Origin of the sequence: Pseudoalteromonas sp. A601 (genome assembly GCF_002165575.1) — a bacterium.
Classification (GTDB): Bacteria; Pseudomonadota; Gammaproteobacteria; order Enterobacterales; family Alteromonadaceae; genus Pseudoalteromonas.
This window is the reverse complement of the sequence record NZ_MXQF01000004.1, coordinates 1-23826: the sequence shown is the minus strand read 5'-3', so window position 1 is coordinate 23826 and position 23826 is coordinate 1. Positions and strand designations below refer to the sequence as shown.

25 protein-coding genes are annotated in these 23826 nt (G+C 38.9%); 20 read left to right on the top strand and 5 right to left on the bottom strand.

The genetic code is table 11. The features are described 5' to 3' along the window. Positions 1 to 34: 34 nt before the first annotated feature. From B5G52_RS04095 to asd, 3 genes are all read left to right on the top strand, one after another. Positions 35 to 2725, top strand: coding sequence for a TonB-dependent receptor (locus B5G52_RS04095; protein WP_087531434.1), 2691 nt, complete (start codon positions 35 to 37; stop codon positions 2723 to 2725). 155 nt (positions 2726 to 2880) lie between these two features. Then, positions 2881 to 3666, top strand: a complete 786-nt coding sequence (locus B5G52_RS04090) for a polyphosphate kinase 2 family protein (protein ID WP_254911140.1) — start codon at positions 2881 to 2883, stop codon at positions 3664 to 3666. A gap of 144 nt (positions 3667 to 3810) precedes the next feature. After that, positions 3811 to 4950: an aspartate-semialdehyde dehydrogenase gene (asd, locus tag B5G52_RS04085; protein ID WP_087531432.1), complete on the top strand. Its 1140-nt coding sequence runs from the start codon at positions 3811 to 3813 to the stop codon at positions 4948 to 4950. Between the two features lie 83 nt (positions 4951 to 5033). On the opposite strand, the gene B5G52_RS04080 is transcribed toward asd, so the two are convergent. Continuing rightward, positions 5034 to 5843 carry an ion transporter gene (locus tag B5G52_RS04080; RefSeq protein ID WP_176372505.1) on the bottom strand — a complete coding sequence of 270 codons (810 nt, stop codon included), beginning with the start codon at positions 5841 to 5843 and terminating at the stop codon, positions 5034 to 5036. A 102-nt stretch (positions 5844 to 5945) separates the two neighbouring features. On the opposite strand from B5G52_RS04080, the gene B5G52_RS04075 reads away from it, so the two are divergent. The 6 genes from B5G52_RS04075 to B5G52_RS04050 all read left to right on the top strand — a co-directional run bounded on the left by B5G52_RS04075 (position 5946) and on the right by B5G52_RS04050 (position 8245). Beyond that, positions 5946 to 6167 (top strand): hypothetical protein, encoded by a 222-nt coding sequence (locus B5G52_RS04075; protein ID WP_087531430.1) that lies wholly within the window; start codon positions 5946 to 5948, stop codon positions 6165 to 6167. After that, positions 6160 to 6447 carry a hypothetical protein gene (locus B5G52_RS04070; protein WP_087531429.1) on the top strand — a complete coding sequence of 96 codons (288 nt, stop codon included), beginning with the start codon at positions 6160 to 6162 and terminating at the stop codon, positions 6445 to 6447. The genes B5G52_RS04075 and B5G52_RS04070 overlap by 8 nt, the downstream gene beginning before the upstream one ends. A 1-nt stretch (position 6448) precedes the next feature. Continuing rightward, the gene (locus B5G52_RS04065) at positions 6449 to 6910 is read left to right on the top strand and encodes a hypothetical protein (RefSeq protein WP_087531428.1); all 462 of its coding nucleotides are present in this window, start codon (positions 6449 to 6451) and stop codon (positions 6908 to 6910) included. A gap of 58 nt (positions 6911 to 6968) precedes the next feature. Continuing rightward, positions 6969 to 7163 (top strand): YwbE family protein, encoded by a 195-nt coding sequence (locus B5G52_RS04060; protein WP_087531427.1) that lies wholly within the window; start codon positions 6969 to 6971, stop codon positions 7161 to 7163. Then, positions 7160 to 7678 carry a DUF4240 domain-containing protein gene (locus tag B5G52_RS04055; RefSeq protein WP_087531426.1) on the top strand — a complete coding sequence of 173 codons (519 nt, stop codon included), beginning with the start codon at positions 7160 to 7162 and terminating at the stop codon, positions 7676 to 7678. Before B5G52_RS04060 ends, B5G52_RS04055 begins: the two co-directional genes overlap by 4 nt. 99 nt (positions 7679 to 7777) lie before the next feature. Further along, positions 7778 to 8245 (top strand): hypothetical protein, encoded by a 468-nt coding sequence (locus tag B5G52_RS04050; protein WP_087531425.1) that lies wholly within the window; start codon positions 7778 to 7780, stop codon positions 8243 to 8245. Here B5G52_RS04050 and B5G52_RS04045 read toward each other — a convergent pair. From B5G52_RS04045 to B5G52_RS04035, 3 genes are all read right to left on the bottom strand, one after another. After that, entirely contained in the window at positions 8240 to 9502 is a 1263-nt protein-coding gene (locus B5G52_RS04045; RefSeq protein ID WP_087531424.1) for a Y-family DNA polymerase, read from the bottom strand. The two genes, B5G52_RS04050 and B5G52_RS04045, sit on opposite strands and share 6 nt — an antisense overlap. Beyond that, complete coding sequence (locus B5G52_RS04040; protein ID WP_087531423.1) at positions 9490 to 9903, bottom strand: LexA family transcriptional regulator; 414 nt, start codon at positions 9901 to 9903, stop codon at positions 9490 to 9492. Before B5G52_RS04040 ends, B5G52_RS04045 begins: the two co-directional genes overlap by 13 nt. Before the next feature lie 96 nt (positions 9904 to 9999). Beyond that, positions 10000 to 10428, bottom strand: coding sequence for a MarR family winged helix-turn-helix transcriptional regulator (locus B5G52_RS04035; protein WP_087531422.1), 429 nt, complete (start codon positions 10426 to 10428; stop codon positions 10000 to 10002). 101 nt (positions 10429 to 10529) lie between these two features. Here B5G52_RS04035 and B5G52_RS04030 point away from each other — a divergent pair, with 101 nt between their 5' ends. From B5G52_RS04030 to B5G52_RS03980, 11 genes are all read left to right on the top strand, one after another. Further along, complete coding sequence (locus B5G52_RS04030) at positions 10530 to 11297, top strand: siderophore-interacting protein (RefSeq protein ID WP_087531421.1); 768 nt, start codon at positions 10530 to 10532, stop codon at positions 11295 to 11297. Positions 11298 to 11363: 66 nt separating this feature from the next. Further along, on the top strand, positions 11364 to 12362 hold the full coding sequence (locus tag B5G52_RS04025; protein WP_087531420.1) for an LLM class flavin-dependent oxidoreductase: 999 nt from the start codon (positions 11364 to 11366) through the stop codon (positions 12360 to 12362). A gap of 181 nt (positions 12363 to 12543) precedes the next feature. Next, positions 12544 to 13527, top strand: coding sequence for a patatin family protein (locus B5G52_RS04020; RefSeq protein ID WP_087531419.1), 984 nt, complete (start codon positions 12544 to 12546; stop codon positions 13525 to 13527). A gap of 338 nt (positions 13528 to 13865) precedes the next feature. Then, the gene (locus B5G52_RS04015; RefSeq protein WP_087531418.1) at positions 13866 to 14525 is read left to right on the top strand and encodes a hypothetical protein; all 660 of its coding nucleotides are present in this window, start codon (positions 13866 to 13868) and stop codon (positions 14523 to 14525) included. 10 nt (positions 14526 to 14535) lie between these two features. Next, positions 14536 to 17400: an FtsK/SpoIIIE domain-containing protein gene (locus B5G52_RS04010; protein WP_087531417.1), complete on the top strand. Its 2865-nt coding sequence runs from the start codon at positions 14536 to 14538 to the stop codon at positions 17398 to 17400. Positions 17401 to 17403: 3 nt separating this feature from the next. Continuing rightward, complete coding sequence (locus B5G52_RS04005; RefSeq protein WP_087531416.1) at positions 17404 to 17673, top strand: hypothetical protein; 270 nt, start codon at positions 17404 to 17406, stop codon at positions 17671 to 17673. Further along, entirely contained in the window at positions 17666 to 17935 is a 270-nt protein-coding gene (locus tag B5G52_RS04000; RefSeq protein WP_087531415.1) for a hypothetical protein, read from the top strand. The genes B5G52_RS04005 and B5G52_RS04000 overlap by 8 nt, the downstream gene beginning before the upstream one ends. Next, on the top strand, positions 17925 to 18953 hold the full coding sequence (locus B5G52_RS03995) for a hypothetical protein (protein WP_087531414.1): 1029 nt from the start codon (positions 17925 to 17927) through the stop codon (positions 18951 to 18953). The genes B5G52_RS04000 and B5G52_RS03995 overlap by 11 nt, the downstream gene beginning before the upstream one ends. Positions 18954 to 18956: 3 nt before the next feature. Further along, positions 18957 to 19403, top strand: coding sequence for a hypothetical protein (locus B5G52_RS03990; RefSeq protein ID WP_087531413.1), 447 nt, complete (start codon positions 18957 to 18959; stop codon positions 19401 to 19403). Positions 19404 to 19692: 289 nt separating this feature from the next. Next, positions 19693 to 21099 carry a sodium:alanine symporter family protein gene (locus B5G52_RS03985; RefSeq protein ID WP_087531412.1) on the top strand — a complete coding sequence of 469 codons (1407 nt, stop codon included), beginning with the start codon at positions 19693 to 19695 and terminating at the stop codon, positions 21097 to 21099. A gap of 65 nt (positions 21100 to 21164) precedes the next feature. Further along, on the top strand, positions 21165 to 22211 hold the full coding sequence (locus tag B5G52_RS03980; protein ID WP_087531411.1) for a patatin-like phospholipase family protein: 1047 nt from the start codon (positions 21165 to 21167) through the stop codon (positions 22209 to 22211). A gap of 166 nt (positions 22212 to 22377) precedes the next feature. Here B5G52_RS03980 and B5G52_RS03975 read toward each other — a convergent pair whose 3' ends face one another. Further along, a complete protein-coding gene (locus B5G52_RS03975; RefSeq protein ID WP_140394299.1) occupies positions 22378 to 23439 on the bottom strand; it encodes a DUF5677 domain-containing protein in 1062 nt (353 codons plus the stop codon). Positions 23440 to 23826 lie beyond the last annotated feature (387 nt).

Genomic DNA, 23826 nt, shown 5'->3' with positions numbered 1-23826 from the left:
ACCCAGCTTCTAGTTCATGTTTCGGAGTATAATAATGAATTCTTTTACCCCCTCTAAACTTGGTCGCTCAAAACTAAATTACGCGGTTGTTGCTGCTCTTTTAGGTTTGTCGATAAACTCAGCTCAAGCGCAAGAATCTGACCAAGAGATAGAAGAAGTGGTCGCTGTTGGACAGCGTTTAAAAGGAAGTGCGGGTGCCGTATTGCAAGAGCGTCAAAATCAAGCGTTTGTTGCAGATATTATGGGTGCCGATCAAATTTCAAGAACAGGTGATGGTGATGCCGCTGCAGCACTTCGCCGTGTAACAGGCTTAACCCTTGTAGATGGTAAGTTTATCTATGTTCGTGGTCTAGGTGAGCGATACTCAAGTACACAATTAAATGGGATGTACGTGCCAAGTCCCGATCCTACGCGTTCAGTTGTTCCTTTGGATTTATTTCCATCAGACATCATTGAAAGTTTAAGTGTACAAAAATCGTTCTCACCTGACATGCCAGCGCATTTTGGTGGTGGTAACGTCAACATCAGAACGAAGTCTATCCCAAGCGATTTCTTATTTAAAGTTGATGTTGGTGCTTCATACGATACCAGTAATAGTGAAACAGGTTATTTCTATGAAGGCGGTGATGATGATTGGATGGGCCGTGATGATGGAACACGTGCATTACCCCAAGAGTTCATTGATGCATTTGCTGCTGATGGTATAGAAGGTAACCTTGATACAACACTTGAGCAGCGTCAGGCGTTAATGTCATCACTTGATTGGAACATTGGACCAACCGAAAAAGACGTTCCTCTAGGTATGGATTTTTCAGTTGCACTTGGTGATCGATTTGAGAGTGATTTAGGTACTTTTGGTGTGCTAGCTGCTGTTTCGTATGAAAACGAGTGGGAAGTTAGCCAAGAGCAAAATGGAACTAACCTAGGTAGCTTAGGCTGTGAAGACAAATGTTTTGCGCAATATTATGATGGTACTTCTACAGAACAAAGTGTTCGCTGGAGTGGAACTTTAAACTTGGGTTATGAATTTAACTCAAATCATAAAGTCGAGTTAACTAATATTGCTTTACATGATATGCGTGATCGAGTGCGTGACCGTAATTTCTATGATGCCAATGAGTCAGAAGAAGGAACTCGTGAATTACGTCGTGTCGATGTCGTGTATGAAGAACGCGAAATGTTTTCTAGCCAGTTAAAAGGTACTCATAACTTTATAGAGTATAACAACCTATTTGTTGATTGGTACGCAGGCACTAGCCGTGCTAATCGTGATGCACCAGGTATGGTTGACGCTATTTTTCAAAAAAATTATAGCGATGGGGTTTTTGAGTCTGAACAACTGCAAGATGTTTCTGCAACAAATTTAAGCCGAGAGTTTCAAACCCTACATGATAAGGTAGATACTTGGGGCTGGAATATGGGGATGCCATTTTATGGCGATGGTTATGAGCTTGAATTAAAAGCGGGTGGCGACTTCTCAGAAAAATCTCGTGATGCTGCAAATACGCGTTTTGGTATTACCCACCGTGGTATTGCTGATGAATACAGCTATGGTTCTCGCTTAGATGAAATTTTCGCTGATGATAATATCAACAACGATGACTTCTACACGAGTGCTACAGGTTCTGGCATTTTTGATGATAGAACAGCTGATGGAGATTCATACACTGCAGCGAATAAGCTAGATGCTTATTATTTCATGGCTGATTATTTCTTAGATAATACATGGCGCTTTACAGGTGGTATACGTTGGGAAGATTTTGCCCAAGTATCTGTACCTTTTAAAGCTCATAGCAATGAATTTGATGCAACGACTGATGAAATCACTGAAGTAGCAATTAAAGATGACGATTTCTTTCCGTCTCTTGCGGTTACTTATATTATGGATGAAGAAATGCAGTTTCGCTTAAACTTAAGCGAAACAACCATTCGCCCTGATATGCGTGATGTTAGCTCTAGTTACTATGTTGACCCGTTAACTGAGTTTTTGGTTCGTGGTTCACCTAGTTTACAAAGCTCTAAATTAAAGAACATTGATTTTAGATTCGAATGGTATATGCAATCAGGAAATAACTTCTCTGTTGCTTTATTCCATAAAGATATTGAAAATCCGATTGAAATGGTTGAGCTTGCTGGGGTTGGCGGTGCTGCACCACAGCTATTAACAGCCAATGCTGAATCAGGTGAATTAACAGGTATAGAGTTCGATTTCTTATCTGATTTTAGCTTTATTGACTCGTCTTTAGCTAATATATTTGTATCAGGTAATCTAACTTTGTCAGATTCATCAGTTAATCTTGGTATTGATGATTCTGATGGTGTCGATTCTTTATTTGAACAGCAATTAAAAGATGCATTAGAAGCTGATTCTGTTTCTAACATTGTTACAAATAATGAGCGTCGACTTGTAGGTCACTCTGAATGGGTAACTAACTTACAAATGGGTTATGACTCTGATGATGGCTTCCATTCAACATCATTAGTTTATAATGTGTTTGGGCCTAGAATAATCGTACCAGGTACTCGTGGTAATGAAGACGCTGAGGAGCAATCATTCCACTCATTAGATTTAGTTTATTCTTATTTTCCAAACTTCAGCAGTAAAGTGAAATTTAAAGTTGAAAATATTCTTGGTCAAGAGAAAGAAATTGAGCAAGAAGGTTTATCACTCTGGAAAAAAGAAGAAGGGACTAAATTTAGTATAGCGTATTCTTACGAGTTCTAGCTTAGTTTAGCCTAGGAAGGCGAATACAATAAGCTCACTTCATTGCCCTACATTTGTAGGGCTTTTTTTTGCCCAGCTGTTTGCTATGCTTATTGGCATCTACAAATGCCCAAGCTGCTTGTTGAAAAGGAATTATTGTGCACTCTGTTAGTCAAATTAAACTCAATAAAAATAAACTAGTGTTAGATGAGTCACAAACGCAGTGGCCATCGATTAAAGATAAACAAACTTATAAGCGACAGCTCAAACACTGGCAAACTAAGTTGTTGCATGTACAGCAAGCTTATTTTCATCAAGGGCGTCGCGCCGTTATTGTTTTAGAGGGTTGGGATGCAGCAGGGAAGGGAGGTGCTATAAGGCGTTTAACGCAGCGGTTAGACCCCAGAGGGTTTACTGTTTACCCGATTGCTGCGCCAACATCTGAGGAACAAGGCAAACATTATTTGTATCGATTTATGAATAAACTACCTGCGCCAGGCACTATCGCCATTTTTGATCGATCCTATTATGGCCGTGTTTTGGTAGAAAGAGTTGAGGGACTTGCCAGTTCACAGCAGTGGCAACGTGCATATCAAGAGCTCAATGAATTCGAACGCTTATTGATAGATGATGAGGTGCGCATTGTTAAGGTGTTTTTAAATATCAGTAGTGATGAGCAGTTAAAGCGCTTTGAAGGACGCCTGCAAGACCCTTATAAACGTTGGAAACTCACCAGCGAAGATATCCGTAATCGTGAAAAACGTGGTGAGTATGTAAATGCTATTAACGATATGTTTGTTCATACCAATACCAAAGCTGCTCCATGGCATATCATTGCTGCCCAATATAAATGGTATGCCCGTATTGATGTGCTTAAAACAGTGGTAAAGCAATTACGCAAAGGCATTGATGTATCGCCACCTGCTTTAGATCCCAGTTTAGAAGATATAACCATTGATTGATCTTTAAGTTACAGAATCAATATGAAATATTTTTATGTTCTATGACTATTACTGGTTTTGCATTTACTGCAATGCTAGATTAACTCGTCTAAAAATTAAATCTCACGCAATGAATTTTAATTTTTAACGTATTAGGTATTTCTTATGACTCAAATAGTGGAACAAACAATGAAAAAAGTAGGATTAGTCGGTTGGCGGGGCATGGTTGGCTCAGTGTTATTAGAACGTATGCAGCAAGAAAATGATTTTGCCAATATTGACACCACTTTTTTTACCACCTCTCAAGCAGGGCAACTAGGGCCTGACATAGCCGGCGCGGCAAAACCTTTACTCGATGCCACTAGCATTGAAGAGCTTGCTAAAATGGACATCATTATCACCTGCCAAGGTGGTGATTATACTAAAGCGGTTTACCCACAGTTACGTGAAGCAGGGTGGAACGGCTATTGGATAGATGCAGCGTCAGCTCTTCGTATGAGCGATGACAGTATTATTGTACTTGATCCTGTAAACAAAGATGTCATTGAGCAAGGTCTTGAGCAAGGCGTTAAAACCTATGTGGGTGGTAACTGTACCGTTTCACTCATGTTATTGGCTCTAGGTGGTTTATTTGAGCAAGATTTGATTGAGTGGGTCAGCCCAATGACTTACCAAGCAGCCTCAGGTGCCGGTGCGCGTAATATGAAAGAACTCATCGCGCAAATGGGCTCTATTCATGCAAGCGTTGCAGATAAGCTTGCCGACCCTCAAGCTGCCATCTTAGAAATTGATAAGCTTGTAACTGAACAAATTGCATCAAGTGATTTACCACAAGATCAATTTGGTGTACCGCTAGCGGGCAGTTTAATTCCGTGGATTGATGTGCCTATGCCATCAGGGCAATCTAAAGAAGAATGGAAAGCGCAAGTTGAAGCAAATAAAATCTTAGGCTCATCTAAGCAGCCTGTCCCTGTTGATGGTTTATGCGTACGTATTGGTGCTATGCGTTGTCACTCACAAGCCATGACCATTAAATTACGCGAAGATATCAGCGTTGAAAAAGTTGAGGAGATTTTAGCTTCTCATAACGAATGGGTTAAAGTGATACCCAATGAACGTGAGATCACTGCAACAGATTTAACACCGGTTAAAGTGACTGGTACATTAAATATTCCGATTGGTAGAATTCGTAAATTATCTATGGGCCCTGAGTACATTAGTGCGTTTACTGTGGGTGACCAATTACTGTGGGGCGCTGCAGAGCCACTTCGCCGTATGTTACGTATTATTGTTGATAAGCAGTAGTCAGAGTAGCTAGTATTAATTCTCATAAAAAGGTCGGCATTTGCCGACCTTTTTATGTTTATAATTGTGATTATTAGATTTGTTTATTCATTCTTATGCTGTAGTAACTGTTTAAGCTCAGCAACTTGTGTTTTAAGCTCATTAACCTGACCTTGTGTTGCAGGTAAAGAGTCGACATCAGCTTTCTCTTCTCGGGCGTTACGATGTTCCTCTGACATAACTTCTAAAATAGCCCCGACCATCATATTTAAAAATATAAATGCCGTTAAGAATATAAATGTAAGATAGAAAATCCAGCTTAACTTATAAACCGCCATGGTTTCGTACATGACGTCGGTCCAATCTTCGAATGTAGCAATTCTAAAGAGAGTTAACATTGAAATCGACACATCCCCCCATAATACGGGGTTTATATCAGCAAATAACATGCTGCCCATTGCTGCGTAAATATAAAAAATCACAAACATTAATAAACCGATATAGCCCATTTGTGGAATAGCTTTGAGTAGAGAGTTAACCAGCAAACGCAGTTCGGGGATCATAGATACTAACCGCAATACGCGGAAAATTCTTAATAACCTAGCAATAAATATGGTTGAACCTGCCGCAGGATATAAACTGCCTACCACAATGATAAAATCGAATATATTCCAGCCTTTGGAAAAGAAATCTTTAATTCCTTTACTCGCAATATAGCGAATAACAAGCTCTACGAGGAAAAATGCAGTGATTGCTATATCCATCCAATGCAACGCAAATTCTGCAGTTGGGTGTAAGGAATAGGTATGTGCGCCTACAGTTAACGCAGAGATCACAATAACGGCGATAACAAATGATTGAAATATTTTACTTTTATCGATACGCTGGAACAGCTCTTGTAACTGCGACAACATCATAATACAGCCCTAATGGTAATTAACTTAAAACGTTTGCAATATACAGCAAAACCGAGTGTGATGAATTAGTTTTGCGGTATAAAATGTAAGGAATTTTTAATGATTTTCAATATACTGAAGCTACTTTTTAGTGCTTCAATGATTTTTATCTTATCGGCTTGTACATCTGATAGTCGTTATCATGAAATTCAATCTGCGCGTTTAGATGAATGTAACTATATGGCTGATAAAGAATATCACGAATGCATTAAGCGCCAAGAAGATAGCTACGACGAATACAAAAAAAATAGAGCGACAGAGCAAACAACACAAAATGACTAAAACAGAAAAATTACTCGATAAATCACTTCGAAAAATGTTGACCATTGCTTGTGAAAATATTAAAGATGACTGTAGCGGTTTTGCTTATTTAACTCATGATGTTAATTTAAAAAAACCAGCAAGCAGTTTACAGATAAGCTGTTACTTTATTGATGAATTAGCCTTATCCGAGGCAAACAGCAAACAACAATTACCAGCACTTGAAAGCGAAATAAAAGCGCAGCTTGCAGTAATCAACATCAAACCACAGGCAATCAGTTTTTTAGCGGACTCACTTTAATATGATAAGCGTTTTTTCAAATCTATCTAACAAACAAAAGCAATATAGTTTATTGGTACTTGCGTTACTGTTTTTTATTCTAGGTATTTATCAAATAACCGCATCAACGAATGATACTGTGATACCTGTTTTTAGTAATGGCTTTATCATCGTAATAGCATTTTGGGCATTTTCTCGTCGTTACAGTGATAAGTTTATAAAACAACATGCTCTTGGTAATGCCCTTACTCGGCTTAATGAGCAGTTAGTGGTAAAACAAGCGCCAATTAAAAAAGTATCACAGGTTGATGTCACAAGAATCACCCAAATCACAATCGCAGACAATTACCTTAGTTGTATACTTGATGGCAATGGGCAAGGCTTTGATTTTCAAATAATTGGCAAAGCATGTGATATTGAGACACAAGTAACTTCAATTTTAACTGCGAATGAACAACAAACGATTACTATCACTGTAGTTTAATTTGGTGTAGAGCTCACATACCGTTATAATCGAGCAAAATAGTAAAAGAGATACATTTATGGCTGTTCCTACTCGTTCTCAAATTTCCCCGGGCACTGAAGTCAACATTGTTTTAAAACAAGATCAACGCAGTGGCACATTAACTAACGGTATTGTTTCGCGTTTATTGACTAAATCACCGAATCACCCTCATGGCATTAAAGTGCAGTTAGAAGATGGTCAGGTAGGGCGTGTTAAAGAGATTGTTTCATGAGTGAATTCACTGAGTCTGATTTTTGGCGATTAGTCACTGTTGATGATAAAACCGCTGATCCTGAGTCAGTAAGTAAACGATTAAAAGCGTTACTCGCTGATTTAAATGACGAAAAACTAATCGCCTTTGATAAACAGTTTAGTATCTGTATGCGTCAAAGCTATACCTGGGATTTATTTGGTGCAGCGTTTGTTATGGCTGGCTGTAACGACGATTATGGCTTTTCAGAGTTCCGCTGTTGGTTAATATCTCGTGGTGAAGCCGTATTTAATAAAGCAGTTACCAATCCTGATTCTCTAGCAGATTGCACACCAGTTTATCACCTTAATGAACAACCGTACCCATATTTAGATGAATATGACCTTATTGCTGGTTTGCTCTATGAAGAGCGTAATGACGATGAATTACCGTTTGTGCCTTCAGGGCTAGACCAACCAAAAGGCAAACGTTTTAAAGACAAGCCAAAGTTTTTAAAATTAATTTACCCACAGCTCTTCGCAAAGTATTGGCAGTAATGATCAATTAAAGCGAGTTTTGTAACTTGCTTTATCATTATTCTAATTATTGTCCCTATGCTATGCTGAAATTATAAATAGCCCTAGGTTAGGTATTTAATGTATTTTTATAAAGTTTTGTTCTGTGCGGCATTAATTTTATTTGTCAATGCGAGTAATGCTAAATCAGTATTGCCTAGTAATAAAGGCCAGTTTGTTAAATTAGTGAACACTCATTTAGGTAGTTATAAGTTAATTGCTGGGAACAGCGATATTTGCACAAGTGGTGAGCTTAATTGGCATAACCAGAGTGATACCAACCTTGGTTTTAGCCTTGGCAGCGGTATTATTTTTAACGCATTACACAATGGGACACAAACAAATAAGGTGCCTAACTTTTGCTTAGTGACCACCAAGTTTAAATACACCAGTGAAGGCCTCACTATGACGCTTCGTCATAACCGCTGTGAGAATGACAGTGATAACCTCGATACCAGTCAAACTTTACGCTTTTTAGCCGATCATAAAATACAGTACAGTATTGAAAACACAGACGTTGAGTGTATCTTTGAACTACAGCGTCTATAAGTCACATGTTATTTTAGGTAAGGCATGCCAGCGAGTGGTGTATTGCGGCGATAAAAACGCGCGTTTCATATGCCACGATTGTGTTTGTTGTTGGCTAGCAAGGCTGAGTGTATCACTGCCGTATCGCTGGTTTATGGTATCTAAGCACTGCATCAATTTAATGTTATCCTTTGAGACAGTAAATAAATCAGCTTGTTGAAATTGCACCGAGTTAAGCTCGAGTGCCCCGACACCACATTTATAAAACATCACCCCTGATTGATAAAGCTGATCGAACAAACTACTTACTGCATGGGCTAACACACGGCTATCAGCACTGGGTACAGTGAAGTCATACACTAATGATTTTTTGTAGTAATACTGCTCATGAGGGGAGCTTGCTACAAATAATAGTAATCGTTTAGTTACTGAGCGTTGCTGGCGCAGTTTTTTTGCGACCACGACACAGTGATTTACAAGGGCTGTTTTTAACGCGATAGGGTCGGTTAAGCGCTTGCCAAAACTACGGGTTGAAAATATCTCGTGTTTATCTTGGCGTACTTCGTCCCAATTTAAACAGCTTATACCATTTAACTCACTCACAGTACGTTCAAGCACAACACTAAATTGGCGTTTTATACGCCTTGGTTCTTGCTGCGCTAAGTCAAGCGCAGAGTGTATATTTAATAGCTTGAGCTTTTTTGCTATACGTCTACCCACGCCCCACACATCGCTAACATCCATCAAACTAAGAACGTGTTTACGCGAGCGCTCATCATCAATTACCGCAACGCCATTAAAGCCATTAAGTTTTTTAGCGGCATGGTTGGCGGCTTTAGCCAATGTGGGTGTAGAGCCAAAACCCACACCAACAGGCAATTTTGTTTCTTGCCACACCGTATGGCGTATCATTTGCCCATAGTGATGCCAATCTTTAATTAAAGGCGTAAAGCCATTAAAGTGTAAAAATGATTCATCAATCGAATAGATATGTTGGTTATCACAAAAACGGCTGATCACGTTCATCATTTTGTCGCTTAAGTCGGCATACAGCTCATAGTTAGATGAGCGAATAATTACGTTATGTTTAGCGAGTAAATGCTTTACTTTAAAGTACGGCTGAAATTTTGGAATATTTAACTTACGAGCAATCGGGCATACTGCGCATACACAGCCATCATTGTTAGTTAGTACAACAACGGGCTTTCGCCTAATTGCAGGGTCGAACACCTTTTCGGCACTAGCATAAAATGACACAGCATCGACTAAGGCATACATTGGTGTAGCTCAGGGCTTAAACGATGTAGGCGAATAGAGCGAGTAACAACGCCTTCTAATTGAAACTCATCATTGGCTGACAGTTGCACAGGTCCATAAGCAGGGGACGCTGACAATAGTTGTGCGTTAGTTTTATCTAGTAGCTTACACACAAATAAGCCATTTAAATTGGCTACAATCACATCGCCATTTTTAGCGTCTTCAGCTCTGTCGACTAACAGTAAATCGCCATCAAAAATACCCACCCCTTGCATTGACTCTCCTGAGGCAACACCGATAAACGTAGCATCAGGATGTTTTATTAATAATTGATCAAGCGATAAGCCTAATTCTTTGTATTGTGCTGCGGGGGATTCAAATCCACACACGCCAGCTTCGATATAAATAGGGATAACACGCATACTAAAACACACTTAACTGTATATTTGTACAGTATAGTGCTTGGCAAGTTAAAATGCCAAGAGTTAGATCAGTATCGCAAGCGAAAATGGTCTATTTTACTCATTTTTTATATTGCTGATCATAGTGTTAGCTGTATGCAAAAAATTATCAATCTGGCTTTGATCTAGCCCTTGGCACAGTAAGGCATCTACACTTTGCTCCGCAGCATGTAATTTTTGTAATAACAGCTCACCCGCCGGGGTAAACGAGAGGATAAAACAGCGTTTGTCATTTTCATCGGCACATTTAGTAATTAAATCAAGTTTGAGTAACTCTTTGATCAAACGTGCTATTTGAGCTTTATCACGTTGTGTTTGCTGAACAATATCGTTTGCAGTGCAATCGGGCGTTTGGGCAATAATGTGTAAGCAGCGTACATGTAATGCGTTGATACCTAACTCGTTAGCGTTAATTGAATTTCGTACGGTCACGCGGTAGCTCTGGGCAAGAGCAAATAAAGTAGCGGCTAAATTTTGTTGTGTCATAAAACACCTAGTTAGTTGACAAAGTCAATTAAAAGTATATAGTTGATTTTATCAACCAGTGGGGCGTTGTGCAAACAATCATTGTTATTATGGAGACAAACATGAGTAAAAAAATACGTCGTGCACACGTGATCAGTACCACACAAATAGCGCCGCATTTAATGCGTATTGTAGTTGGCTCTGAGGAGTTTGATGACTTTCCACGTGATCAACAAGGTGCTTATGTCAAAGTACTTTTCCCTCATGAAGGACAAACCGACGTTGAACTTGATCTAAAAGCTGATAAGCCGGCAGTTATGCGCTCATACACAATACGTAAAATAGATTCACAAAGCGGTGCAATTAGCTTGGATTTTGTTATTAATCAACACAGCGGAGTTGCCACTAATTGGGCTAAGTATGCCAAAGTGGGTGATAAAGTCGGTATTGCAGGGCCAGGGCCTAAAAAGCTCTCAGACTTTAGTCAATCAGACTACCTACTATTGGGTGATTTAACCTCTGTTAATGCAATAAATGGTTACTTACAGAGGTTACCAGCCAGTGCTACCGTGAATGCTATTATTCATGTACCTGATAAAAAAGATATTATTGACTTAGATACAATCAAAAATAACCACCACGTTAATTGGCTTATTAGTGAGCAACCACACACTGATTTAATAAATGCTGTGATCACTGAATTAGGTCAAAGCCATACCAAACCGCTCGTGTTTATGGCCCTTGAATCATCATTGATACGTGAAATAAACACCCTTTTACGAGAACGTTTTTCGATTAAACGCGAGAGTATTGTGTGTTCAGCCTACTGGAAGCAAGGCATAACAGCCGATGGTTTAAAAGTTGAAAAACAGCATCAATCAAATGCCTGAACGGCATTTGAAAAATACACTTGTGGCACCACTGTATACTTATATTGAATATAAATAGAGCGTGTTATGACTGTACTTAACAATATACATTTTTCATTGTTAGAGCTTAGCCCAATGAAAGAGCATGAAACAGTATCGCAAACCCTGGCAAATAGTGTTGCGTATGCACAACAAGCAGATGAATTAGGCTTTAATCGCTTTTGGATGGCTGAGCATCACAATATGCCGGGTATTGTATGTGCCGCAACATCGGTACTAATTGGGCATATCGCTGGGCAAACACGTAATATCCGTGTTGGCGCTGGTGGCGTAATGTTACCTAACCACCCGCCACTAGTTGTTGCTGAGCAGTTTGGTACATTAGAGAGCCTTTACCCTGGGCGTATAGATTTAGGTTTAGGCCGCGCCCCAGGAAGTGACCACATAACAAGCCGAGCACTTAGACGTGATGAGCGCAGAGCGGAGAACTTTGCCGATGAAGTAACCGAACTACAAGCGCTATTAGGCCCAAGTGATGAGCACTCCCCAGTACGCGCTATACCGGGCGAAAACACGAATGTGCCCATTTGGTTGCTCGGCTCTAGTTTATATAGCGCCCAATTGGCGGCTAAAAAAGGCCTGCCTTATGCATTTGCAGGGCATTTTGCGCCGCGTTTTTTATACGATGCAATCGCCTTGTACCGCCGTGAGTTTAAGCCCTCAGCAGTATTAGACAAACCCTATGTCATGCTGGGTTTACCTGTGGTTGCAGCAGATACCGATCAGCAAGCACAACAGTTAGCAACCACGTCAAAACAGCGAGTACTTGCACTATTACGAGGCCATGCCCTTTGGTTAAAGCCTCCGATTACGAGTATGGATGAACTTTGGAGTGAGCAAGAGCAAGCTCAAGTCGAAAGCTTTTTAGGTTTATCAGTTGTGGGCAGCCCTGTGACCATTAAACATAAGCTCGAAATGATAGTAAAAGAGCTTGGAGTAGATGAATTTATATTTACCAATGATCTATACCACAGCCAAGACAGACACAGAGCCCTTGAAATATTAAGCACATTAAAAAGCAGCTAAATTAAGCGAGTATACATTTTGCGCTTGCTACTCTAGTTATACATCGAAACAGCGGTAAACCAAGCAGTTTACCGTTCTGTTTTATTAATCAATTCGATTTATATAATCAATTTTAACGTTTTAATAAAACTCATTAGAATGAAGGTATAAACTAAGCAACATACCCAAAGGAAGGCTAACCGTGAAACCTCATGACCTTACAACCACAGAAACTTTCAATAAAACAGCATTGATCGCAGAGGGGGGTGGTCAACGAGGAATTTTCACCGCAGGTGTACTAGATGCATGGCTTGAGCACCAATACGACCCATTCGACCTTTTTATTGGCACATCAGCAGGCTCACAAAACCTGACTAGCTTTTTAGCGCGCCAAAAAGGCTATGCTAAACGTCTTATTAGAGGCTTATCTCGTAACAAGCGTTTCTTTCAGTTAGGAAGAGGATTGCTTGGCAAAAGTATTGTTGATCTTGATTGGTATTTTGATAAAACCACAGAGTTTAATCGTGCACTTGATTTTAAAACGGCTAAAACCAGCTTAGGTGAAAGAGAGCTGTTGATCACGGCCACAAACGCACGCGATAGAAAGCCATACTTTTTAACTCCAACCGGAGAGGGAAAGCAATGGCGTGAGCTGTTAAAGGCCTCCAGTGCATTACCTTTTTTGTACAAACAAGGCGTTAGATTAACTCCTTGGCTTGATAAAACAGCTGCAAACGAAGAGCTAGAATGTAGTACATGTGCCTTAGCTGACGATGACTTCTTTTTAGATGGTGGCCTTGCTGCGCCACTACCTGTAAGAGAAGCTTATAATCGAGGTGCGCGCAAAATTGTTGTTATTCGTACAGTGGATGCAAGCCTGCCAGTACAATCGGCGTGGGTAAATAAGCTTAAAACATTTGTGTGTGCATCAGGTTATTGCCCTAAATCACTCGATTATTTGCTACAACACGAGCAAGCATATTTAGAAGAACTAAACTTCATGCAAAACCCACCTGAAGATCTCCAAGTGATTCAGATTTTTGCAGGAGATAAATTACATAGTAAATTACTCGGCAGTACTGATGCTGATTTACGCAATGATTACAAACTAGGGCTCGCTGCGGGTAATCACTACCTCAGTGACCAATATGACTCTAATAAAACACAGCAAAAGTATTACGGGTAACAGAGCCCGTAATACAGTTTTCCTACTTATTTTTATATCTTTGTCTTTGTCAGCCACCTCATCACCTGTCTAATATACTACCTACTACAACCAATCTCATATTATTCAAAGAAATAAAATATAGAAGTAACAATGCGTTAATATCTTAGAGTAAATTGACATTAAATATTTTAATTTATAGTATGGGGTGTTCTCTAACATAATATATTCTTTATGCTTAGTTTGAACAATACGATCATCACAACTTACAGATTGAGTTACTGTAGATCGGATGAAGGTCTGTAACGTTACGTTTAATTGTTGCAGTAATGAAATCAGCGATGGAATCTTAAACAAAGATGACTATTTCAGTGGATGGAAATGAACTGTTCGATAATATCGACGAGTTTAAAAAAGCATTTTTACCTTTACATCAATTAGGTACGCAAGCAAGTAACCAGATAATAAAAAATGAAGAAGATAAATCATCTAAACAAGCCTTGATAAAAGAACAGGTCGATGCCCTCGAACTCAGAATAAAATTTATCGAAGAAATCTTTAATTCAAAAAACTTTAAAACAACTGACGATCTTTTCGAGCACATAGATGAAGACGGCGATGAAGGGCAAGAAGTGTTGCTACTGCGTCGTAATCTCACAACGATTAATGAATCTCTTAGAACAGTAAAACTTTTACAAAACTTAAATGACACAATCGAATTAGATTCAGACGTTAATGATGAACTACAGCAAGACTTGTCAGCGTTAAAAGAGCGCTGCGACGCAGCTCAAGAACACATAAATAAATTAAAGTCACAAGAAATAACATTCTACTCTCGTTATCACCAGCTAATGGAAGACGAACGGATTCGCGAAGAAGAAGAACAAAAACTATTGCAAAAACTTGCAGAAGAAAAAGCAGCCAAAGCTCTACGACGTAAAGGAATTATGAAGAGGTTAATGCTAACTAGCATCTTCGTTTTAGTTGTTGCGGGTTATTTGTATAAGAACATGTTTTAAGGCTACTGAAATGTATAATGATGATGTTGAACTAATAAGCTCGAATGATGCGCGCAAAACGACACGTGAACAAGTAAAAGAAAGTGCACTTGCCACAATAAAACCGATACAAAATACAGTTGCTACGTTGAAAGGGAAAGTATTCCCTAATGCAATAAATAATATGGATGCCGAATATGAAGCAAGTAAAAAGAATGCCGCAAAGGCTGCGGCTGACTTGCGAAATATATGCGCACGACTGCCTGAGCCATTAAGAGCACAACTTGATAGCGTAAATTGGGAAGAATATGACTTTGCTCATAACTACTTACCAAAAAATCTGGTCGTGGGACTTGAAGAGATCACCTATAGTTTTGGGGAATCAGGAAAGCAAGTTATTCAAGTACCAAAAGAAATCCCTTTTTACTCATCTGATAATTGTTACTCATTCGCACAGGGTGATGATTCAATAACAATCATTAACACGCTTGTGTTTCGACTCGCAGCAATGCTGCCATATTCATCTCAGTTTACTCTCATTGATCCAATTAAAATGGGGCAAAGTTTCCCATACACTAAACGTTTACCGTTTAAACGCATGGTTGATAACGACGTTTCTCGGGTGCTCGAAGAAATATTGACAGATATAGTGCGTATTCAAAACAGCTTTTTAGATAATAATACTGAACGCTTGATTGATGTAGATGAAGAAATTCTTGGTAACGCAAAATTTGAACTAATTGTTGCAAAGGACTTTCCGCAAGCATATGACCGTCGTTCAATAGAGTTATTAGCTAAGATAGCCAGTACAGGTCCAAAAGCGGGTAAAATGGTTGTCCTTGATTTAGACAGTGATAAAGCATTACCTAATGGCGCAGAGCTATCGGTGCTATTTCCTGATTTAAAACATATCTATAAAAATGAAAATCAGCTTCCTTGGAATTTAGGTAAAGGCTACAGAGACTCCGTTAGAAGCACAGATACAATAAACGCGATTTTAGATGGCCTAAGCCGTGCCAAGCCAAAAGAGACTAAATTAGGTTTTTCAGATGTAATTGAAATGAACCCTGAGCTTTGGTGGCAAGAAGATTCAATGGAAGTTATTTCTGCACCCATTGGTGGGTCTGGCAGTCGCAAAAATGATATTGAATTATGGTTTGGTGAGCGAAATAAGCAGCCATCTTCACATGGAATGTTAGCGGCGATGACGGGTGCCGGTAAGTCTAATCTTTATCATGCTTTTATACTTTCATTGGCTAGCCGTTACAGCCCCGAAGATTTACAGTTTTATTTAATTGATGGAAAGCAAGGCGTTGAGTTTCAAAGCTACCCTAAGTTGCCTCATGCACGCGTTGTCTCTTTAAGTACCAGCCCGCAACTTGCGCGCAGCGTTTTACAAGAGCTACTTGACGAAATGAACCGTCGTAATGAAATGTTCAAAAATCTAGGCCTGTCTGATTTTATAAGTTATAGAAAAGCAGGATCGCCAAATGGCAAATTACCTCGCTTAATGCTTATTATTGATGAGTATCAAACGATATTTGAAGATGATAAAACGGGATTAGGATCACAACTGATGATCAGCATTGCTTCACAAAGCCGAAGCGCTGGTATTCATATGTTTGTAGGCTCTCAAAAATTCTCTGTTCCTGGCATGTCACAACCACAAGCTACGTTTAGTAATATTAATTTACGCGTTGCGATGAAAATGAGCGGTGAAGAAGTGACATCGTTACAAGAGTTTGGCTCTAAAGGAAAGCAATTAATTAGAGGTTGTACCGAAACAGGTCAGGTTGTTGTTAGCCACAATGGTGGTGCGAATGAACTTCCTTGTGATACCGGACGAGTTGCTTATATTGATGAGCAGCAAAGACAGCAAATGTTAGAGCAGTTATCAAATAAGTGGCAAGGAACAAATAACACAATTTTACTGGATGGTTCAGAACAACCAGAAATAAAAGATAATACCCAATTACAGACACTCTTTACTTCACCGCAACGCTTGAATGAAGACGAATGGATATCATACGCCAATAAACCAGATCATTTTGGTGGCCTCAATGACAACGAATGGTACCCAATAGAACGCCCATCTGTATTATGGCTTGGTAAAGAAATGAATATACATGGCCAAGCAAAAGTAATATTACGCAGGCGTGCGCATGAACATATGCTACTAGTGGGTGACAGTAACGAAGCCCGTTTAGGTATGTTGAGTTATATGGTGGCACAATTGCCTATTAACGCACAAAGCTCACAATACCAGGTGCATATACTTGACCGCAGTATTAAAGGCTCACAATGGTGTGGCGTATTGTCTGCAGCGAACGACAGTGTATTAAATAATCACGCGTCATTTAGTGAAAGCTTTAAAGATTTTAGCACGCATTTAACCAGTGTTATGGCAGAGTTTGAAAAACGCCAGCATATGGATGAGGAAGAAATGCTATTAGAGCCTTCTATATTCCTAATTGTTAATGAAGCTCAGCGTGTAAAAGAGCTTGTTAAAAAAGATAACTCATTTGGTATGAAAGCCTACAATGACGATGGTGGGGTTAATTTAGCCACGTTACTAGAACAAGGTTCGGAGTATGGTATTCATTTGGTATTGAGCTTTGATAACGTGCGCTCTGTAACTAAAGCATTTGATCGCAATGATATTGAGAGCTTTCGCCATAAAGTTGCTTTACAAATGTCTGAAGAAGATAGCTTTAGATTTTTGAAAACCCGTGATGCAGCGAAACTACAAGCTGATGGTAAAAAACCTATATATGCATTACATATAGATCAAATGCAAAATAGGCCAACAAAATTTAAGCCTTACTGCTACTCACAAGATGTGATATTGCATGAGAACTTTGAGCATTTATCAAATCTATATGCTAAATGGGCTTAGTGTATGTCATTAGATAATGTTGAAGAACAAATCCCGTTATTAGTAGCTGAAATAGAGGCATTTAGCGGCCAAATTAGGAAGCAAGTTGGCTTACTCAGTTCAGAAGCACAACAAGAAATGATAAAGCTTCCTAATGATATGCAAATGGAGTTTGAAAAAAAACTATCTGAAATTGAAGATTTATCGAATGCACTCGCTAATACGCGTTGTAATGATTTATCGACACAGTTAATTCAAAAGTTAGCATTAATAAGGACATTTCTACATGGCTAATGCTGAAATAAATGAGTCATTACAAACGCTGCTAGGCTCTACTGAGCGAGCTCAAAATGGTATAGAGTCAGCTTTGGAATCATTACGTGCCCGCTGGTTTGCTTTACGAGAGCATTATCTCGGTTTGGGCGCAGAGGATGTTGAGTCTGAACTTAATATTGTATTTGCGCAGACAGAACGGTTGATAGAGGCATTAGAGCAGTGGCAGGATATATGCAAAACCCCTTCGCCGTCAGATAAGGAAGTGAGCGATGCAACCTAGATGGTTAGTTTCTCAGTTAGAAGAGTTAGATTATCAAACTGATTATCAAATGGAGTTAGCAAGTTCATTGGTTTTTGAAACGCAGCAGCTACATGCAATAACACAAAACTTTTTAGAGCTTGCTAAGGCAGATGTCTTTTCTGTGCATGAATTATATGAAACGCTAGTGATGAGCTACGAAGCAGCCCTTGAACATGCACAGATGCGAAATACTCGAGTAGAACATCAAGTTGAGGTTGCAACTAATACATTAAATCATAGTGAGCAAAGCTTAGAAGAGTCACGAGATTTACAAGCCTTTTGGAATAAACAAGAACTCAAGGCTGATGTGTGGTTGAGTTCTGCCAATACACATTTACATCGATGTACAGCACAAAGAGTTGAAGCAGAGAGTAAATTAGCAAGTGCTAAAGCTGAATTAGCGAGAGCACAAAGTGCATTGAATCATGTCAGGAGTTTACCACCACGAAAAATATACCGTGGTAGAGATAGAAATGGTAATGATCTTTATGACTATGAGCCAGTAAGTACTTATCAAGAAGAAGCTCGAGTTAGTCGTGCTCAGTCAAGCGTTAGTCAACGAAATGGAGAAGTTAATTCTGCACTGAGTGCAGAAAGCGCGGCTAGAATAGAAGTGACTAGAGCAACAACTCAATTAAATGGTTCTCGCTACGCTATAAAAGATGCGCAAAACGCAACACACTTAGCAGAGCAAGCGCGGGAAGTTGCAACTCACACTAAACGTGAATCTCAATATAGCCAATCTTATTCTAAGGAATGCTTAGAAACGCTAGAAAAAATTAACCTTTTACTCACCGCTTTTAAAGAAACCTGTGAGCAACAAACATCGCGGATAGGAACATTATCTGCAGACACCAACGATGCTTTTTTATACCTAAAAAGCTTAGAAGGCCAGCAAGAGTCACTACAGGATCAGGCGTTTAGTTTAAAATACACCTTACAGGATAAAATCTCTTTATTACTTTCATACGATCAACCTCTTACAATGGCGGGATAAATAATGTCATCATTTGAACCGAGTTTCTATCGTATGAAACTGAACACATTAAATGAAGAGTTTGAAAACACGACGTTCTCAAAGTCTGATTACAGTGAGTATTGGGAGCACTTACGTACACAATGGAATGATGCTGCTGGTCGAGGTGTAAATACGCGAGAGATGACACCCTTGATCAGTACGTACGATGAGTTGTTAGAGCAAAATATAAAAGTAACTAACGTAAAAGAGCGTTGTGCTGAACACTTTGAGCAGCTACAAAAGCTTTTAAATCAAGCAGCACATCATCATGAGCAGTTTACCGATATGATGTCTCTTTTGAGTAACCAATCACAAGAGCGAGATCGCACACTAAGGACCAGTGAAAATATGGCTAAGCAAGTTGAAGAGCAGCAAAAATCAGTTACGGCAAAAAAACAAGCGGCTAATTCTCATGTTAAGCCAATATAGCTTAAGCTGATATCAGCATTTTTTAGTTATTTCAATTTATTAAAATCAAAGCGAGTCGAAGTTGGCTCGCTTTTTAATGCACTTGGCAAAATTCAATGCGCCACTGACCGGACCCTAAACTTAAAAGGGCAATACCGAGTAATTACTTAAATCTATGAGGGTCTAGCTAGGTGTAATGTAACTAATACTTGCTAATTTATACGATAAAGATAAAGTGACGGTAGTTAAATATTCTAAAATAAAGAATTTATATTCTGTCGTTGTTTTATAAAAACTATAAAGGGAAAGCATGTTTGATTTGATTGTAGGCACAGTTAACAACTTACTGTGGGGCGAAGGACAAATACTAATTTACATTTTATTGTTTACGGGTATCTGGTTTTCAGTGCGTTTAAAGCTTATTCAAATCGTAAAATTTAAACACATGTTTTCGTTATTACGCACCAGTAGCAAATGCGATAAAAACGATATTAGTTCATTTCAAGCATTGTGTACTGGCTTAAGTGCGCGAGTAGGTACAGGGAATTTAGCCGGTGTGGCCGTTGCCATATCTCTTGGTGGCAGTAGCGCGATATTTTGGATGTGGATGATTGCCATTTTAGGGATGGCCACGGGGTTTGCCGAAAGCGTACTGGGTCAAGTGTACAAAGTGCGTGATAGTAACGGCGAATTTAGAGGTGGGCCTGCTTACTATATTCAACAAGGTATAGGCAGTAAAACTCTTGCCATAGCATTCGCTCTGTGTTTATTTTTAGGTTACGGTTTTACCTTCAGTGCAATGCAAACAAATACCATAACCGATGCACTTAATTACGCGTTTGAAATTCCAACCTTTTATTCCGGTATTGTTATTACCATTCTCGCGGGGTCAATTATACTCGGCGGCTTTAAAGCAATCGCCCGTTTTGCAGAGCGCGTTGTGCCAATCATGGGCATAGTATTTGTATTAGCTGCGGTGATCATAACCATTATAAACTTTAGCCAAGTACCTGCCATGATAGAAGATATATTATTATCAGCATTTGGCCTACAAGAAGCAGGTGCCGGCGCAATGGGCGCAGCAATTAAAAACGGTATTCAACGCGGGCTGTATTCAAACGAAGCCGGTGCGGGGAGTGTGCCTCACGCTTCTGCTTGCGCGACTCCAATCCCAAACCATCCCGTTACTCAGGGCTACATTCAAATGTTGGGGGTGTTTTTTGACACCATCGTACTGTGTAGTTGTACCGCAGTGATCATATTATTGGCTGATGTTGATATTAGTGGTGAGATGGAAGGAATTCGATTAACCCAAGAAGCCATGACCGCGCACTTAGCACAGGGGGGAGTATACTTTGTGGCAGCTGCCATTACCTTATTTGCTTTCACCTCAGTGGTTGCTAACTATGCATACGCTGAAAGTAACCTGCATTTATTTAAGCTCGATAATAAAATTGGACGAGGTATTTATACGTTTTTATACTTATCAATGATGATGTGGGGCGCATCGGCCACGTTAAAAGAAGTGTGGGATTTAGCCGATATTGCGTTAGGGTTGATGACGGTGGTTAATGTTATTGCTATCATCATCTTAACGCCAACAATACTCGCTGTGACTGCGGATTATAATAAACAAAGAGCACAAAACGCAGAGCCCGAATTTAATGCAAACAAGGTTAATGTTCAGGGTAAAACAGAAAAAGGTATTTGGCATTAACTCATTTTAAAATGCTCAGATTGCATATTTATGCATTTTGAGCGTTAAGTAGATTAAGATATTCGATGATTGAAATACACGCTGGTAAAACGGCAGCAAAAATAATAAACGAGCAAGGCTTAAAGCCTGAGCTTTTTACATCATTTTTAGGCGCAAGTGGTGGGCCAAAATGGTTCACCTTGTTTGGTTTAGATAAATACCTTTTTGGCGAATTTTTTAAAGGTAGAACGCAGCAATTAAACTTAATAGGTTCATCTGCGGGAGCATTTCGTGCAGCGTGTTTTTCGCAAAACGACCCAGTAGCTGCAATAACACGGTTAGCAAAATCATACAGTGAAACTCGTTACGCGACCACTAAACCAACACCTGAAGAAATCACACAAAAAGCGCGAGCCTTACTTGAAGAGGTTTTTGGTGATAACGGCGTTGCTGAAATAATTAATAACCCTGTGTTTAAATCACATTTTATTGTAGCAAAATCAAACGGTTTGGTAGCAAGTGAGAAAAAGGCACTGCAGTTATTGGGTTTAACCAAAAGCTATTTGAGTAATCGCGTACATCGCCGGTTTTTAACAAAGCAATATGAACGCTTTATATACCAAGCGCCAAACAGTGATTTCACCCTTGAAGACAGTTATAAATTTAAAACCACACAATTAGATTTAACCACTGATAATTTAAAAGATGCATTATTAGCATCGGGGTCAATCCCCCTTGTAATGCAAGGCATAAAAAATATTGCCGGATCTCCACCGGGTATGTACCGCGACGGCGGAATTATTGACTACCATTTTGACTTAAAAATTAATAACCCAGGCTTAATTTTATATCCACATTTTAACTCAACGCCAAAAGCAGGGTGGTTTGATAAAAGTTTAAAGCGCAACGTTGCCCCTGAAAATTACGACAACGTGGTAATGATTTCACCATCACAAGAATTTATCGCGGGCTTACCTTACGGGAAAATCCCAGACAGAACCGACTTTACAGATCTCGATGCCGACACCCGAATTAAATATTGGCGCACAGTATTCAGCGAAACTGAAAAATTGGCAGAGGCGTTTGATCAAAATATATCAAACCAAAAAATGGGTTTGAAAATAATTAGTTGATGTCTCTACTTGCCTTAACAATAATTGACATCGATAATTTTGTCTACATTCCATAAATCACTGTACGTAGTAATTAAGAGAAGGACAAAAAGCTCCATCTTATTAGAAGGTTAACTAATCTTAATGGATGACAAACATACTCTAATGTAAAATTTAGTCACATATTTTATTTTATACTTTTATGTTTTTCGCTCAAAGCCCTTCTTATTTCATGAAATTGATATTCTAAGATTATAATTGAAAGCTGATTCGTTTTTTGAAGTTCAGAATTAATACTTGAATAGTATTTCAACACTTTGGTCGTTACAGAGTGCAAAGTACAAATTGTGCAGTCAATAGGAAGTAATAAACCATTATTGCTACTTCCAATTTGCATAATATTTTTTTCATCTGATGAAAGACTAGCAGTCATACTTAGAGAACTAGAATGTACAGAATGATTAGCAAGCTTTGAAAATGGAGAGATATGCTCCATTCCAGCATGCTTTTCTATTGTCCTAACCCCATACCTACCTGTATCTGGCACAAAACCATCAATCCAACCATAGTCTGAGGCAAACTTAGAGCCATATTTACTAACTAACTCTGACTTACGTGTCTGAAGTTCGTTAAACACTTCTTCATCAAAATCAATATGATTTAATTTATCTGGATTGTTTCTTTTAGAGTCTTTAAGGACCTTTTGAGTATTGTATTCATCTATAATGTAGTGGTCTAGGTATTTTACAGCGCAGTCAGTACCATTATTCATGATGAAATAAAGAGTGTTAGCTACTTCATTTAATGTTCTCCAACGTGATATAGCCGCATCTGGATATCCATTCCTTAGTAAACACAAGATCTCCTTTCCAATAAGGCAGCAGCGAGCAAAAAGATTTAATACTACAATTCTTACAGATTCTTTTGGATCGTTCTGCTTAGGAAGAAAATTTTGGTTATTGCTTTGAATTAACCAAGTAATAAAAGATATATAACGCTGAAGTGAGTCAAATAAGCTACCCCATAATGAATTATTACATTCTCTAAACTTATTATGTGTATCTAAATCAAAATCTAACAGATGTTCCTCTGTAAAAACGAAACGAATAGATTTCAAAAAATCTTCATCTGCATACTCTAAAACACTTTCAAAATCACTTTCGGAAAAGCCAGAATAAACTTTATCCATTTCAATCATTTTTTCATACATAATTTTACAAGCATTGAATAATACTTTTTCAGGTTTCATAAACACTATCCCAATAAAGTAGGGCATGTGATGCCCTAAATGAAAAATTAACTACCTGTTTTAATTGATAACTCGCCTACAATATCTAGTAATTCACTCTGTAAATCAAATAAATATTGGCCTTATTTTTTATTAAGCTCTTTTATTTCAGTGATTTACACATTGATTCATGTTCCCTTGCTGACCATTTGTATCCTATGGACAAGTTGTACATCGTAAGGTTTAATTTCTCATCAAGGCGCAGACATTATATGATCATGAGCGGAAATTCTACCATTTGTCGATGGGCGAGTAAGTGTAAATAGGCTAAGTAAATAATTAAAGTAAGCCAATAGCTGAGCATTTGGTAAAAATGAATTTAAATCTCTTCGGGTTTATTCCCCGCCG

What these genes read in the sequence shown, in the direction of transcription:
- B5G52_RS03985 (WP_087531412.1), top strand. Translation starts at nt 19,693, where the DNA reads ATGTTTGATTTGATTGTAGGCACAGTTAACAACTTACTGTGGGGCGAA.
- B5G52_RS04010 (WP_087531417.1), top strand. Translation starts at nt 14,536, where the DNA reads ATGTATAATGATGATGTTGAACTAATAAGCTCGAATGATGCGCGCAAA.
- B5G52_RS04030 (WP_087531421.1), top strand. Translation starts at nt 10,530, where the DNA reads ATGAGTAAAAAAATACGTCGTGCACACGTGATCAGTACCACACAAATA.
- B5G52_RS04000 (WP_087531415.1), top strand. Translation starts at nt 17,666, where the DNA reads ATGGCTAATGCTGAAATAAATGAGTCATTACAAACGCTGCTAGGCTCT.
- asd (WP_087531432.1), top strand. Translation starts at nt 3,811, where the DNA reads ATGACTCAAATAGTGGAACAAACAATGAAAAAAGTAGGATTAGTCGGT.
- B5G52_RS04015 (WP_087531418.1), top strand. Translation starts at nt 13,866, where the DNA reads ATGACTATTTCAGTGGATGGAAATGAACTGTTCGATAATATCGACGAG.
- B5G52_RS04060 (WP_087531427.1), top strand. Translation starts at nt 6,969, where the DNA reads ATGGCTGTTCCTACTCGTTCTCAAATTTCCCCGGGCACTGAAGTCAAC.
- B5G52_RS04005 (WP_087531416.1), top strand. Translation starts at nt 17,404, where the DNA reads ATGTCATTAGATAATGTTGAAGAACAAATCCCGTTATTAGTAGCTGAA.
- B5G52_RS04045 (WP_087531424.1), bottom strand. Translation starts at nt 9,502, where the DNA reads ATGTATGCCTTAGTCGATGCTGTGTCATTTTATGCTAGTGCCGAAAAG.
- B5G52_RS04070 (WP_087531429.1), top strand. Translation starts at nt 6,160, where the DNA reads ATGACTAAAACAGAAAAATTACTCGATAAATCACTTCGAAAAATGTTG.
- B5G52_RS04080 (WP_176372505.1), bottom strand. Translation starts at nt 5,843, where the DNA reads ATGTTGTCGCAGTTACAAGAGCTGTTCCAGCGTATCGATAAAAGTAAA.
- B5G52_RS03975 (WP_140394299.1), bottom strand. Translation starts at nt 23,439, where the DNA reads ATGAAACCTGAAAAAGTATTATTCAATGCTTGTAAAATTATGTATGAA.
- B5G52_RS04075 (WP_087531430.1), top strand. Translation starts at nt 5,946, where the DNA reads ATGATTTTCAATATACTGAAGCTACTTTTTAGTGCTTCAATGATTTTT.
- B5G52_RS04035 (WP_087531422.1), bottom strand. Translation starts at nt 10,428, where the DNA reads ATGACACAACAAAATTTAGCCGCTACTTTATTTGCTCTTGCCCAGAGC.
- B5G52_RS04055 (WP_087531426.1), top strand. Translation starts at nt 7,160, where the DNA reads ATGAGTGAATTCACTGAGTCTGATTTTTGGCGATTAGTCACTGTTGAT.
- B5G52_RS04050 (WP_087531425.1), top strand. Translation starts at nt 7,778, where the DNA reads ATGTATTTTTATAAAGTTTTGTTCTGTGCGGCATTAATTTTATTTGTC.
- B5G52_RS04040 (WP_087531423.1), bottom strand. Translation starts at nt 9,903, where the DNA reads ATGCGTGTTATCCCTATTTATATCGAAGCTGGCGTGTGTGGATTTGAA.
- B5G52_RS03980 (WP_087531411.1), top strand. Translation starts at nt 21,165, where the DNA reads ATGATTGAAATACACGCTGGTAAAACGGCAGCAAAAATAATAAACGAG.
- B5G52_RS04025 (WP_087531420.1), top strand. Translation starts at nt 11,364, where the DNA reads ATGACTGTACTTAACAATATACATTTTTCATTGTTAGAGCTTAGCCCA.
- B5G52_RS03995 (WP_087531414.1), top strand. Translation starts at nt 17,925, where the DNA reads ATGCAACCTAGATGGTTAGTTTCTCAGTTAGAAGAGTTAGATTATCAA.
- B5G52_RS04095 (WP_087531434.1), top strand. Translation starts at nt 35, where the DNA reads ATGAATTCTTTTACCCCCTCTAAACTTGGTCGCTCAAAACTAAATTAC.
- B5G52_RS03990 (WP_087531413.1), top strand. Translation starts at nt 18,957, where the DNA reads ATGTCATCATTTGAACCGAGTTTCTATCGTATGAAACTGAACACATTA.
- B5G52_RS04065 (WP_087531428.1), top strand. Translation starts at nt 6,449, where the DNA reads ATGATAAGCGTTTTTTCAAATCTATCTAACAAACAAAAGCAATATAGT.